Origin of the sequence: Streptomyces sp. LX-29 (assembly GCF_029541745.1) — a bacterium.
Classification (GTDB): domain Bacteria; phylum Actinomycetota; class Actinomycetes; order Streptomycetales; family Streptomycetaceae; genus Streptomyces.
The window spans coordinates 6,126,633-6,139,562 of record NZ_CP089746.1; the positions used below are offsets into that span (position 1 = coordinate 6,126,633).

At 70.4% G+C, this 12,930-nt stretch carries 9 protein-coding genes and 1 tRNA gene; 6 read left to right on the plus strand and 4 right to left on the minus strand.

The genetic code is table 11. The features are described from left to right. The first annotated feature begins 2 nt into the window (after positions 1-2). Positions 3-2,597 carry an aminopeptidase N gene (pepN, locus tag LRS74_RS25840; RefSeq protein ID WP_277743244.1) on the plus strand — a complete coding sequence of 865 codons (2,595 nt, stop codon included), beginning with the start codon at positions 3-5 and terminating at the stop codon, positions 2,595-2,597. Between the two features lie 122 nt (positions 2,598-2,719). Here the strand turns inward: pepN and atpF are convergent, their stop codons facing one another. Then, entirely contained in the window at positions 2,720-3,196 is a 477-nt protein-coding gene (atpF, locus tag LRS74_RS25845; protein ID WP_277743245.1) for a F0F1 ATP synthase subunit B, read from the minus strand. Positions 3,197-3,400: 204 nt separating this feature from the next. On the opposite strand from atpF, the gene LRS74_RS25850 reads away from it, so the two are divergent. Together LRS74_RS25850 and LRS74_RS25855 are read left to right on the plus strand one after the other, a co-directional pair. Then, on the plus strand, positions 3,401-4,933 hold the full coding sequence (locus tag LRS74_RS25850; RefSeq protein WP_277743246.1) for an aminotransferase class V-fold PLP-dependent enzyme: 1,533 nt from the start codon (positions 3,401-3,403) through the stop codon (positions 4,931-4,933). Then, complete coding sequence (locus LRS74_RS25855) at positions 4,930-6,399, plus strand: SidA/IucD/PvdA family monooxygenase (RefSeq protein ID WP_277743247.1); 1,470 nt, start codon at positions 4,930-4,932, stop codon at positions 6,397-6,399. Before LRS74_RS25850 ends, LRS74_RS25855 begins: the two co-directional genes overlap by 4 nt. Positions 6,400-6,778: 379 nt before the next feature. Here the strand turns inward: LRS74_RS25855 and LRS74_RS25860 are convergent, their stop codons facing one another. Beyond that, positions 6,779-8,593 (minus strand): 5'-nucleotidase C-terminal domain-containing protein, encoded by a 1,815-nt coding sequence (locus LRS74_RS25860; RefSeq protein WP_277743248.1) that lies wholly within the window; start codon positions 8,591-8,593, stop codon positions 6,779-6,781. Between the two features lie 259 nt (positions 8,594-8,852). Here LRS74_RS25860 and LRS74_RS25865 point away from each other — a divergent pair, with 259 nt between their 5' ends. Both LRS74_RS25865 and pyk read left to right on the plus strand, forming a co-directional pair. Further along, on the plus strand, positions 8,853-9,566 hold the full coding sequence (locus LRS74_RS25865; protein ID WP_277743249.1) for an SIMPL domain-containing protein: 714 nt from the start codon (positions 8,853-8,855) through the stop codon (positions 9,564-9,566). A 167-nt stretch (positions 9,567-9,733) separates the two neighbouring features. After that, on the plus strand, positions 9,734-11,167 hold the full coding sequence (gene pyk / locus LRS74_RS25870) for a pyruvate kinase (protein ID WP_277743250.1): 1,434 nt from the start codon (positions 9,734-9,736) through the stop codon (positions 11,165-11,167). Between the two features lie 45 nt (positions 11,168-11,212). Here pyk and LRS74_RS25875 read toward each other — a convergent pair whose 3' ends face one another. Together LRS74_RS25875 and LRS74_RS25880 are read right to left on the minus strand one after the other, a co-directional pair. Continuing rightward, positions 11,213-11,983, minus strand: a complete 771-nt coding sequence (locus LRS74_RS25875; RefSeq protein ID WP_277744938.1) for a transcriptional regulator — start codon at positions 11,981-11,983, stop codon at positions 11,213-11,215. A 109-nt stretch (positions 11,984-12,092) separates the two neighbouring features. Continuing rightward, a tRNA-Leu gene (locus tag LRS74_RS25880) sits at positions 12,093-12,167 on the minus strand. 96 nt (positions 12,168-12,263) lie between these two features. Here LRS74_RS25880 and LRS74_RS25885 point away from each other — a divergent pair. Continuing rightward, positions 12,264-12,917 (plus strand): response regulator, encoded by a 654-nt coding sequence (locus LRS74_RS25885; RefSeq protein ID WP_277743251.1) that lies wholly within the window; start codon positions 12,264-12,266, stop codon positions 12,915-12,917. Positions 12,918-12,930 lie beyond the last annotated feature (13 nt).

The window sequence follows — 12,930 nt, forward strand, 5'->3', positions numbered from 1 at the left end:
CCATGTCCGTACTGACGCGCGACGAAGCGCAGAACCGAGCCCGGCACCTCACCGTCGACCGCTACCTCATCGACCTCGATCTGACGCGCGGCGACGAGGTCTTCGGATCCGTCACCACCCTCCGCTTCACCGCGCGCGAGGACGGCGTGGACACCTTCGTCGAGCTCGACCCCGCCGTGCTGCACCGAGCCACCCTCGACGGGCGGGACCTGGACACCGCGTCGCTGGCGGACGGACGGCTGCCGCTCCACGGACTGGCCGAAGGGGCGCACGAACTGCGCGTCGAAGCCGACATGCGGTACTCCCACACGGGGGAGGGGATGCACCGCTTCACCGACCCCGCCGACGGGGAAACGTATCTCTACACCATGTGCTGCATGGCGGACGCGAAAACCGTCTTCGCCGCCTTCGACCAGCCCGACCTGAAAGCCGTCTTCGAGGTGACGGTCACCGCCCCACCCCGGTGGACCGTCCTCGGCAACGGAACCGCCCAGCGCATCGGACCGCCCACCAGCGGACACTGGCGGCTCGCCCCCACCCCGCCCATCAGCACCTACCTGATGGCCGTCGCCGCCGGACCGTACCACTCCGTACGCACCGAACACCGCGGACTGCCCTTCGGCCTGCACGTCCGCCGCTCCCTCGCGCCCTACCTGGACGCCGACGCCGACGAACTGTTCGACATCACCAAGCGCTGCTTCGACCGCTACCACGAGATCTTCGCCGAGCCCTACCCCTTCGACTCCTACGACCAGGCCTTCGTCCCCGAGTTCAACTCCGGCGCCATGGAGAACCCCGGCCTCGTCACCTTCCGCGACGAGTTCGTCTACCGCTCCGCCGTCACCGAAGCCGAACGACAGACCCGCGCCATGGTCATCGCCCACGAGATGGCCCACATGTGGTTCGGCGACCTCGTCACCATGGAATGGTGGGACGACATCTGGCTCAACGAGTCCTTCGCCGAATACATGGGCTTCCAGATCCTCACCGAAGCCACCCGCTACACCGCCACCTGGGCCGACTTCGGCGTCCGCCGCAAAAGCTGGGGATACGACGCCGACCAGCGCGGCTCCACCCACCCCGTCGCCCCCGCCCCCGACGCCGTCCCCGACACCGCCGCCGCCCGGCTCAACTTCGACGGCATCTCCTACGCCAAGGGCGCCTCCGCGCTGCGCCAGCTCGTCGCCTGGCTCGGCGAGAAGGACTTCCTCGCCGGCATCAACGACCACTTCGCCCGCCACCGCTTCGGCAACGCCACCCTCACCGACTTCATCGACTCCCTCGCCCGCGCCTCCGGCCGCGACGTCCACGCCTGGGCCGACCGCTGGCTCCGCACCACCGGAGTCGACACCCTCACCCCCCACATCGACGTCGACGGCAACCACTGGACCGCCGCCATCCACCACCAGGGCAGCGCCGACGGAGCCCGCCCCCACCGCGTCTCCATCGGCCTCTACGACCACCGGCCCGCCGCCCCACACCGGCTCGTCCGCCGCGACCGCATCGAGGCCGACCTCGGCGCCGACGCCGCCACCGTGACCCTCTCCTTCACCGGCCCCCGCCCCGACCTGCTGCTCCTCAACGACGCCGACCTCAGCTACGCCAAGATCAGGCTCGACCCGACCTCCTGGAACACCGCCGTACGCGCCCTGTCCGGCCTCCCCGACCCCCTCACCCGCGCGGTCGTCTGGAACGCCGCCCGCGACATGGTGCGCGACGCCCACCTACCGCCCACCACCTACCTCGACGCCGTCCGCGCCCACCTACCCCACGAGACGGACATCGCCATCGTCGAAGGCGTCCTCGCCTTCGCCCGCACCCAGATCGCCGACCGCTACCTGCCCCCCGCACAGCGCCCCGCCGCCCTCGCCACCCTCGCCGACACCTGCCGCGACCTGCTGCGCCGCACCGAAGACGGCACAGGCCACGGACTCCGCCTCGCCGCCGTCCGCACCTTCGTCGACACCGCCACCGGCCCCGCCGAGCTCCACCACTGGCTCACCGGAGACGCCGTCCCCGGCGGCCCCACCCTCGACCCCGAACTCCGCTGGCGCATCCTCGCCCGACTCTGCGTCCTCGGCGCCGCCACCCCCGCCGACATCGACGCGGAACTCGCCCGCGACTCCAGCGCCACCGGCCAGGAAGGCGCCGCCCGCTGCCGTGCAGCCCTCCCCGACGCCGACGCCAAGAGCACCGCCTGGGCCGCCCTCTTCGACACCGACGAACTCTCCAACTACCTCTTCACCGCCACCGCCGAAGGCTTCTGGCAACCCGAGCAGCACGACCTGCTCGCCCCCTACGTCCCCCGCTACTACCCCGCCGCCGTCACCCTCGCCGCCCGCCGCGGCCCGGCCATCGCCGAAGCCGTCGGCCGCTTCGCCTTCCCCACCACCGTCGACGAGCAGACCCTGCGACTGGGGGAGACCTGCCTGGCCGCCCCCGAAACCGACCCCGCAGCCGGCACCGAGACCGCCCCCGACGGCGACCCCACCCCCACCCCCACACCGGCGCTGCGCCGGCGCCTCGCCGACCAACTCGACGACCTGCGCCGCGCCCTCCGCGTACGCGCCGCCGCGACACCCGACACGGCGGCCTAGGACCCGCGGCCGAGACGACAAAGGGCGGTGGTACGGGTCAACCGACCCACACCACCGCCCCTGGCGCCACACACAGCGCCCCGCGCGGCAGCCGCCGCACGCGACCGCTCAGCGCCCGCCGCTCAGGCCCGATCCCTGGCGAAGTCATCCAACGGCTCACCGACGATCTTGCCGGCCAGCTGCGTCGCCAACACCGTGACCTCCGCGCGCAGCGCGGCCTCCGCCAGCGCCCGGTCCGCCGCGATCTGCTCCCGCGCGGAGACCAGCATCTCCTCACGCTGCCGCTGACCCTCGGCCCGCAGCTGCGCCAGCAGCTCCGCACCCTGCTCCTGCGACTCCTGACGCAGCCGCGCCGCCTCGTGACGCGCCTCCGCCAGCAGCTCCTGGTACTCGGCGTGCGCCTTCTCGGCCTCCGCCCGCGTCTCGTCCGCCTTGCGCTGGCGTCCGTCGATCGCCGACTCGCGCTCCCGCAGAACCCGCACGATCCTCGGCAGCACCACCCCTGCGAGCAGCGCGAAGGTCACGCCGAAGCAGAGGAAGGCAATGATCAGGTCGTGCCACTCGGGCTTCAACGGGCCCAGTTCCAACGCTAGTTTCATGCGCACAAGGGTACGGCGCCGCTCCTAGCAGATCCAAGCCGCGCCATCCTCGAGGCCGTACCACGTACGAGTGGACTCCGCGCCAGGCGGAACGGCGGCGAACTGCGGAGAAGTACGTTAGCGCTCCCTCCCCGCACCGCCCGCAGCCCCACCCCGAAACGCCCGACCCGCCACGTCCGACCCTCGAAGAAGAGGGGCACAACCATGCCGGTGCCCGCACCCGGAGCCGACGACCTCCTCGCCGGGGGCCCCACCGGCCCGCGCGCACTCCGCCCACTCCTCGACACCGTCCTCGACGCCCTCGCCACCGGCGCCGCCGAGCGGTCCGGGCCCCTCCCCGCCGGCGGCCCCCACGCCCTCGCCCAGCACGTCCGCGCCCTCGCCGAACCCGCCCTCCCGGACACCGGCACCGGCGCGCCCGAAGCCCTGCACACCCTCGTCCGCGCCCTCGCCGCCGGCGCCGCCGACCCCGCCGAACCGCACTGCGCCGCCCACCTGCACTGCCCACCGCTGGCCGTCGCGGCCGCCGCCGACCTCGCCGTCAGCGCCCTCAACCCCTCCCTCGACTCCTGGGACCAGGCACCCGCCGCCTCCGAGCTGGAGACCCTCACCTGCCGCGCCCTCGCCACCCTCGCCTACGGACACCGGCCCGCCGAGGACGACCGGCCCCGCCACGAGGGCCGGCCCGCCCAGGGCGACCGGTCCACCCACGAAGGCCGGCCCGCCCAGGGAAGCCCGCCCGCCCACGGTGACCGGCCCGCACACCAGGGCCAGCCCCCCACCCCCGACGCCCTCGTCACCACCGGCGGCACCGAAGCCAACCAGCTCGCCCTCCTCCTCGCCCGCGAAGCACACCCCGGACCCACCCCCCTCCAGGTCATCTGCGGCGCCAACGCCCACCACAGCATCCACCGCGCCGCCTGGCTCCTCGGCCTCCCCACCCCCCACACCCTCCCCACCCCCACCGGCCGCCTCGACCCCGACCGCCTCGCCGCCGCACTCCACACCCGAGCCGACCACCCCACCCTCGTCATCGCCACCGCCGGCACCACCGACACCGGAGCCATCGACCCGCTCCCCGCCATCGCCGACCTCTGCGCCGCCCACCACGCCACCCTCCACATCGACGCCTCCTACGGCGGCGCACTCCTCTTCAGCGACACCCTCCGCGACCGCCTCCACGGCCTCGACCGCGCCCACAGCATCGCCCTCGACCTCCACAAACTCGGCTGGCAACCCATCGCCGCCGGACTCCTCGCCGTCCCCGACCACACCGCACTCACCCCCCTCGACCACCACGTCGACTACCTCAACGCCGCCGACGACACCGAAGCCGGCCTCCCCGACCTGCTCGGCCGCTCCCTCCGCACCTCCCGCCGCCCCGACATCCTCAAAATCGCCGTCACCCTGCGCGCCCTCGGCCGCCACGGCCTCGGCCGACTCGTCGAACGCTGCTGCGCCACCGCCCACCACCTCGCCGAACTCATCGACGCCCACCCCCGCCTGGAACTGCACGCCCCACCCGCCATCAGCACCGTGCTGTTCCGCCCCACCGGCGCCGACGACACCACCGTCGCCGCCGTCCGCCGCCGCCTCATCCGCGCAGGACACGCCGTCCTCGGCCGGGCCCACACCGCCGACGGCCTCTGGCTCAAAGCCACCCTCCTCAACCCCCACACCCGCCCCAGCGACCTGCACGCCCTGTTGAGACTCGTGGAAGGCAGCACGGCCCCATGACACCCGCCCCAGACCCCACCACCACGCCCGCCCCCACCACCCCCGGCGACGACACCGAGACCACCGAGAGCGCCGACCCCACCGGCGGCGACACCCCCCTCGACCTCCTCGGCATCGGCATCGGCCCCTCCAACCTCTCCCTCGCCGCCCTCGCCTCCACCATCCCCGGCCTCCGCACCGCCTTCTACGAACAACACCCCGCCTTCCACTGGCACCCCGGCCTGCTCATCGAAGGCACCACCCTGCAAGTGCCCTTCCTCGCCGACCTCGTCACCCTCGCCGACCCCGGCAACCCCTGGACCTTCCTCAACTACCTCAAAGCCAGCGAACGCCTCTACCCCTTCTACTTCGCCCAGCGCTTCCACATCCACCGCGCCGAATACGACGCCTACTGCCGCTGGGTCAGCCAACAACTCCCCACCCTCCACTTCGGCCACCACATCGACGCCGTCCGCTGGAACCCCGAACGCGCGCTCTTCGAAATCGACCTCACCCAGACCGGCGCCGACGGCGAAGCCGAAGCACTCTGCCGCACCTACGCCCGCAACCTCGTCCTCGGCATCGGCACCGAACCCCACATCCCCGACCCCCTGCGCCCCCTCACCGACGCCCCCGCCGTCCCCGTCCTGCACTCCGCCGACTACCTACGCCACCGCGCCCACCTCCACGCCGCCGACCACGTCACCGTCATCGGCGCCGGCCAATCCGGAGCCGAAGTCTTCCTCGACCTGCTCCGCCACCGGCCCGCCGGCCGCGAAGGACTCCACTGGCTCGCCCGCACCCCCGCCTTCGCACCCATGGAACACAGCAAACTCGGCCTGGAACAGTTCACCCCCGACTACACCCGCTACTTCCACGCCCTCCCCGAACCCGTACGCGACGCCCTCCTCCCCCAGCAATGGCAGCTCTACAAAGGCATCGACCGGGACACCATCGCCGCCATCCACGACGAGCTCTACCAACGCACCCTCCACGGCGGCTGGCCCGACACCGTCCTCACCCCCGGAGTCGTCGTCCGCACCGCCGGACGCGTCGCCACCACCCGCGTCGAACTCCACCTCGAACACGTACAGCAAGGCACCCGCAGCCGCCTCACCACCGACGCCGTCGTCCTCGCCACCGGCTACCGCGAACGCCGCACCGACATCCTCCTCGCCGCCCTCGCCCCCTACATCCGCCGCGACAGCTCCGACCGCCCCCGCATCGACGAACACCACCGGCTCGTCCTCGACCCCAGCGTCAAAGGAACCGTCTACGTCCAGAACGCCGAACTCCACACCCACGGCATCGGCGCCCCCGACCTCGGACTCGCCGCCTGGCGCAGCGCCACCATCCTCAACTCACTGACCGGAACGACCACCTTTCCGCTTCCGGCCCGGACCGCGTTCACCACCTTCGGCCTCGACCCCACCCCCGGCCGACAACTCCCCGACCAGCGCGACCGACTCGCCCGAACGCGGACATGACCACACCGCCACCCCACCCCTGACCACCGGATCCAACGGATGGGAATCAGGATGGGCCGGACACTCCGGCCACACAGCGGGCCGCGACGCCGCACACAACGCCTCCACCGCCCAATCCCGCACCTGATCGGCCACATGGGCGACCCGCTCCGCAGAGCCGCCCCCCTCCCACAGCCCCACCCCCGCCCCACTCCCGTCCGGCTCGTACAGCATCAGGTAGCGCTCTCCGTGATGCTCCTCCTCGACCACCCTCGGCCGAACAGCACAGGTGGCGGCCAGATCCCGGCGCACCGGCTCCCACGCGGCGATCAACTCGTCCATGCCGCCAGTCTGCCGGGCCCCACCGGAACCCGCCGCCACCTCCGCGTCAAGAAACCGCTCAGAAGACCGGCACGCCGTCCCGCGTCAGCCTCCAGTCCACCGACGCGAACCGAGCCGGGTCCACCGTCCCCTTCGCCTTCACCCACGAGATGATCGTGTTGCGGATCTCGTCCGAGTTCGCCCACAGCTGCTTCGCCTGCGGCACGTGCGGGAAGTTGCCGCCACCCGACGCCCGGTAGTTGTTCACCGCCAGCACGAACTCGGCCGCCGGGTCGACCGGCCGCCCCCCGAACGACAGGTTCACGATCCGCGAGCCCTTCGGCTGCGCGATGTCGACGTCGTACGCCAGGCCGTACACCGCGTCGTAGTTGTAGTCCGGCGTACCGTCCGCGTTCGTCAGCTTCGCCGGGTCCACCACCCCACCCGGCGCGGTCTGCACGTAGTACTTCGCCGAGTACTCCAGGTAGTCCTTCAGCTGGGCACCCGTCACCAGACGCGCCTCCAGCGTGTTCTCGAACGGGTACAACCCCGCCGCGTCCCGGATCGTCACCTCCCCGGCCGGGATCGCCGCCGTCCGAGAGAAGCACGAGGCCTGCGACAGCACCGGCAGCGCCGCGTACGCGGTGCCCGCCAGCGCCGCCTTCACCGTCTCCACCTGCACATGGTTGATCAGGTCGATGATCGGCACGTCCTTCACCGGACCCTCCGCCGACGACATCGCCGCCGTCGACGTACCGATCACCTGGTTGACGTACGCCACCACCTTGCGGTGCTCGTCCACCAGCAGGTCCGTGATCTTCGGGTCCTCCGGCACGGTGTTGGAGTTCAGCACCTTCGCCGAGACCTTCTCCACCGACCAACGGCCCCGCACGAAGACCAGCTCGAAGTCGAACAGCGTCAGCCGCTGACCCCACTTCAGCGGCTCGGACAGCACCACGTCCTTGCCGGTCGACCTGTTCTTCACCCGGTACTCGGGGATCTCCGTGTGCGCGTGACCCACCAGGATCGCGTCGATCCCCGGCACCTGCTCCGCCACCAACCCCGCCGCGTTCTCGACGTACGGCAGCTGGTCACCGTACGACGACGTGCCGCTGGAACCCGAGTGCGCCGAGACGATCACCACGTCCGCGCCCATCGACCGCAGCCGCGGCACGTACTTCGCCGACTGCTCCTCCAGACCCGGGAACGTCATCTTCCCCTGGACGTTCTGCTTGTCCCACAGCGCGATGCCCGGATTCGTCAGACCCAGCACCGCCACCTTCACGTCCCGCCCACACGGCGTGCGCAGCCGGTGCATGCTGTACGGCGGGAACGCCGGCCGCAGCGTCTTCGCGTCCAGCGCGTTCGCACCCAGCAGCGGGAAATCGCACTGCTCCTCGAACTTCCGCAGCACCGGTATGCCGTAGTTGAACTCGTGGTTGCCCAGCGCCGCCGCGTCGTACCCGATCGCGTTCATCGCCTGCGCCATCGGGTGCACCGGACCGCGACGCGCCGTGATCGGGTCCACCTTGGCGTAGTAGTACGACAGCTGCGTGCCCTGGATGGTGTCACCCGCGTCGATCAGCAGGGTGTTCTCGCGGCCCTTCTCGGCACGCACCCGCTCCACCAGCGTCGAGATCTTCGCCAGACCCACATCGTTGTGAGCCTTGTCGTCGAACTCCGCATCCGTGAAGTAGTCCCAGTTGAAGACGTTGCCATGCAGATCCGTCGTCCCCATCACGGTGAAGGAGTACCGCCGCTCACGCCGCCTCCCCGCGGCCCCCTCCGCGCCCTCCGCCGCCTGCGCCGAACCGGCGGCCGCGCCGCCCGCCAGCGCCACCCCCGCCCCCGTCACAGCCGAACGCCCCAGAAAATTCCTACGGTTGAGCGGCATTCTCTACTCCCCTGTAGTCAACAGATGCCGAACGAACACACGTCGAACACATGCCAAGTGCATGCATAACGCGCGTAGATTCTGGCGCACCGCCCCACCCCGCGACACCCTCGAAAGGTCTCGATCAGATAGCCGTCACGCCATCCCTCGTCGACACCGCCCTCGCCCTGCACATCCGACACCCCGCAGACACCCCGCCTGAGCCCTCCCGCACACCTACGCACCCCCCCACGGACGCCACACGAAGGAGCCACCACCCATGACCCAGCCCCCACACCCGCCCACCACCCCGCCCTACGGCACCCCCGACACCCCCCGCCTCACCGTCCGCGGCGAAGCCCACCTCGACGTCGACCCCGAAATCGCCCGCATCCAGATCACCGTCACCGCCCGCGGCACCGACCGCCGCACCACACTCGACGACCTCACCCGACGCAACCAGGACACCCAACAACTCCTCGACACCTACGCCCAAGCCATCCACACCCGAGAAACCAGCGCCTTCACCCTCACCCCCCACCTCACCACCAAAGGCCGCCACGAACGCGTCCGCGCCTACCACGGCACCGTCCACACCACCGCCACCCTCACCGACTTCACCGCACTCGGCGAACTCACCACCCGCCTCGCCGACCAGGAACTCACCCGCGTCGACGGACCCTGGTGGGCACTCCGCCCCGACTCACCCGCCCACCGCGCCGCACGCCGGCAAGCCGTCCACGACGCCGTGCAACGAGCCCGCGAATACGCCGAAGCCCTCGGCGCCCGCCTCCTCGCCCTCGTCGAACTCGCCGACCAGGATGTGGACGGCTACGCCCCCTTCCCCGCCGCACGCGCCGCCGCCTCCGCCCGCATGGCCTTCGCCGGCGCCACCACCCCCGAAACCGCGCCCGCACTCGACCTCGAACCCCAGCGACAGCAGGTATACGCCCAGGTCAACGCCCGCTTCACGATGACCCCACCGCAGCTGTGAGACAACCGTGAGCGAGGGCGGACCACCGCCCTCGCCCCCTCCATCATGTGCTCATCGGAGCACCCCCACGCACGTTTCATTAGTTGTCAATATCCCTTCACGCAAAGGCCGTTGGGCAGTAGGCGCCACACGGTTCTCTACCAGCCGGTAAGTCATAGGCTCGACCCATGCGCCGAGCAAAAATCGTCTGCACCCTGGGCCCCGCCACCGACTCGTACGAGCAGATCAAGGCACTGGTCGAAGCCGGCATGGACGTCGCCCGCTTCAACCTCAGCCACGGCACCTACGTCGAACACGAAGAGCGCTACCGGCGGGTGCGCAAGGCAGGCAACGAGACCGGCCGCAGCGTCGGAATCCTCGTAGACCTTCAAGGCCCGAAGATCCGCCTCGGCCGATTCCGCGAAGGCCCCGTACTCCTTGAACGCGGCGACGAATTCACCATCACCGTCGAACACACCGAAGGCGACCGCCACGGCTGCGGCACCACCTACGAAGGACTCGCCACCGACGTACGCAAAGGCGAACGCATCCTCGTCGACGACGGCCGCGTCACCCTCGAAGTCACCGACGTCGAAGGCCCCCGCGTCCACACCATCGTCATCGAAGGCGGCCTCGTCTCCGACAACAAGGGCCTCAACCTCCCCGGCGTCGCCGTCTCCGTCCCCGCCCTCTCCTACAAAGACGTCGAAGACCTACGCTGGGCGCTCCGCACCGGCGCCGACATGATCGCCCTCTCCTTCGTCCGCAACGCCGACGACATCGTCGACGTCCACCGCGTCATGCGCGACGAAGGCCGCCACGTCCCCGTCATCGCCAAGATCGAAAAACCCCAGGCGGTACGGAACCTCGACGCCATCGTCGACGCCTTCGACGGCCTCATGGTCGCCCGCGGCGACCTCGGCGTCGAGATGCCCCTCGAACAGGTCCCCATCGTCCAGAAGCGCGCCATCAAACTCGCCCGACGCAACGCCAAACCCGTCATCGTCGCCACCCAGATGCTCGACTCGATGATCGAGAACTCTCGCCCCACCCGCGCGGAAGCCTCCGACGTCGCCAACGCCGTCATCGACGGCACCGACGCCGTGATGCTCTCCGGCGAGACCAGCGTCGGCAAACACCCCGTCGAGACCGTCAAGACCATGGGCCGCATCGTCGCCGCCGCCGAAGAGGACATCCTCGCCAAGGGCCTGCCCCCGCTCACCGAACGCAGCAAGCCCCGAACCCAGGGCGGCGCCGTCGCCCGCGCCGCCGCCGAGATGGGCGACTTCCTCGGCGCCAGGTTCCTCGTCGCCTTCACCCAGAGCGGCGACACCGTCCGCCGCCTCTCCCGCTACCGCTCACCCATCCCCCTCCTCGCCTTCACCCCCGAACCCGCCACCCGCGCCCAGCTCAACCTCACCTGGGGCGTCGAAACCCTCCTGGGCCCCAAGGTCGACACCACCGACGAGATGGTCGACCAGGTCGACGAGGAACTCCTCCGCATCGGCCGCTGCCGCAAGGGCGACACGGTCATCATCACGGCCGGCTCCCCACCCGGCATGTCGGGCACGACCAACCTGGTACGGGTGCACCACATCGGCGAGGACGACACCCCGCGGTAGCCCTCCGGGCGGGTCGGTGGGCAGGCGGGTCGGTGGACGGGCGGGTCAGTGCTTGGGCCCGATGTGCTCGTCCATGAGGGCGACGGAGTCGCGGCGGGCGACCGAGATGTTGAAGGGGTCCTTCCCACGGCGGGTCACCGTCCACTCGACGCCGACCGCGTCCAGGGCATCCGCGTAGAGCCGCAGGATGTCCTCCGACTTGTTGGTGAAGAAGTACCGGGGGTACTCGTACCGCTTGCGCTCCCCTCCGACCATGCGCGTGGTCCAGTTGGTGATCCGGCAGCCGTCGGAGTGGACGAGCCCCCGGATGAACTCCCAGGGGTGCGCGTCGACGATGCGCTGCTGCCAGGGCTCCAGCGCGATCTCCCGCTCGTGCTTCTTGCCGGGGCCGTGTTGGGGGAAGAGGCACGGCCAATGGCGGCTGTAGCTGGTCACCATCACGCAGCCTTGCTTGTGGGCCAGGCAGACCCTGTTCTGCGGCCGCACCTTTCTGACCGCCTCGCGGCAGGCCTCGATGAGCCCCGGCCACGCGTTCGCGCACGCGATGCGCAGGGCATAGCAGCCGTTCGGCTGTCTGCTGAGGCAGCCGTCGCCGAGGTAGAGACCGAGGAGATAGGCGTATGCCTCGATCTCCGTGGGTGGGCGCGGGACGGGCGTGCACATCGAGCATTCATCAGTGCGGGCGGCGGGCTCGATCCTGATGCGCCAGGCGCGTATGGCGGACCGGGATATGCCGGTCTCCTTGCTCACGAAATTGAGACTGTGGCCCTGCCGGACGAGCGCAAGCGCGTGCTTGCGCGTCTGGATGTCGTACATGGGTCCGAGCATGGTCGGATTCCTGGGGCCTGGCACCCAGTCGAAAGTCTGTTCACCGTAATGGGTGAAGGTCTGCGAGATTCGCGCGACCTTGAAAAGGAAGGGAAAGTACCCCGGGTGGGATTCGAACCCACACTGTCGGCTGTTTGAGAGCCGCCTCTCTAACCAGTTGGAGTACCGGGGCCTTAGAAAGGGAGGTCACAAGGTGACCTCTGTGCACCAACCTTACAACAGCTAGGTAGGCTCATGGTGCCCCACCTGCCCAATAGCGAGGAGCACAGTGAGCGCCGCTGACGCCCCCGACGCACAGTCGCACGTCCCCCCGCAGACCACCCGCGTCGTCATCGCCGAGGACGAGGCCCTGATCCGCCTCGACCTCAAAGAGATGCTCGAAGAAGAGGGGTACTCCGTCGTCGGCGAGGCGGGCGACGGGGAGACGGCCGTCGCGCTCGCCCGGGAGCACCGGCCCGACCTGGTCATTCTCGACGTCAAGATGCCCGTCCTGGACGGGATCTCGGCCGCCGAGCGCATCGCGGCCGACAGCATCGCCCCCGTGCTGATGCTCACCGCCTTCTCGCAGCGCGAGCTGGTGGAGCGGGCGCGGGACGCCGGTGCGATGGCGTATCTGGTGAAGCCGTTCAGCAAGAGCGACGTGGTGCCGGCGATCGAGATGGCCGTGTCCCGGTTCGCGGAGCTGAGGGCGCTGGAGCAGGAGGTCGCCGACCTCGCGCAGCGGCTGGAGACGCGGAAGCTGGTCGACCGGGCGAAGAGCGTTCTGCAGACGCAGTACGGGCTGACCGAGCCGGCCGCGTTCCGTTGGATCCAGAAGACGTCGATGGATCGCCGGCTGTCGATGCAGCAGGTGGCCGAGGCGGTCATCGAGGACGCGGAGGAGAAGAAGGCGGCGGAGAAGAAGGCCGCGAAGGAGCAGTAGCCGACGTGGGCGG

Excerpts from the sequence above, each read along its gene's own strand:
- LRS74_RS25875 (WP_277744938.1), bottom strand. The coding sequence starts at position 11,983 with ATGTACGACATCCAGACGCGCAAGCACGCGCTTGCGCTCGTCCGGCAG.
- LRS74_RS25855 (WP_277743247.1), top strand. The coding sequence starts at position 4,930 with ATGACACCCGCCCCAGACCCCACCACCACGCCCGCCCCCACCACCCCC.
- LRS74_RS25850 (WP_277743246.1), top strand. The coding sequence starts at position 3,401 with ATGCCGGTGCCCGCACCCGGAGCCGACGACCTCCTCGCCGGGGGCCCC.
- LRS74_RS25860 (WP_277743248.1), bottom strand. The coding sequence starts at position 8,593 with ATGCCGCTCAACCGTAGGAATTTTCTGGGGCGTTCGGCTGTGACGGGG.
- pyk (WP_277743250.1), top strand. The coding sequence starts at position 9,734 with ATGCGCCGAGCAAAAATCGTCTGCACCCTGGGCCCCGCCACCGACTCG.
- LRS74_RS25865 (WP_277743249.1), top strand. The coding sequence starts at position 8,853 with ATGACCCAGCCCCCACACCCGCCCACCACCCCGCCCTACGGCACCCCC.
- pepN (WP_277743244.1), top strand. The coding sequence starts at position 3 with ATGTCCGTACTGACGCGCGACGAAGCGCAGAACCGAGCCCGGCACCTC.
- atpF (WP_277743245.1), bottom strand. The coding sequence starts at position 3,196 with ATGAAACTAGCGTTGGAACTGGGCCCGTTGAAGCCCGAGTGGCACGAC.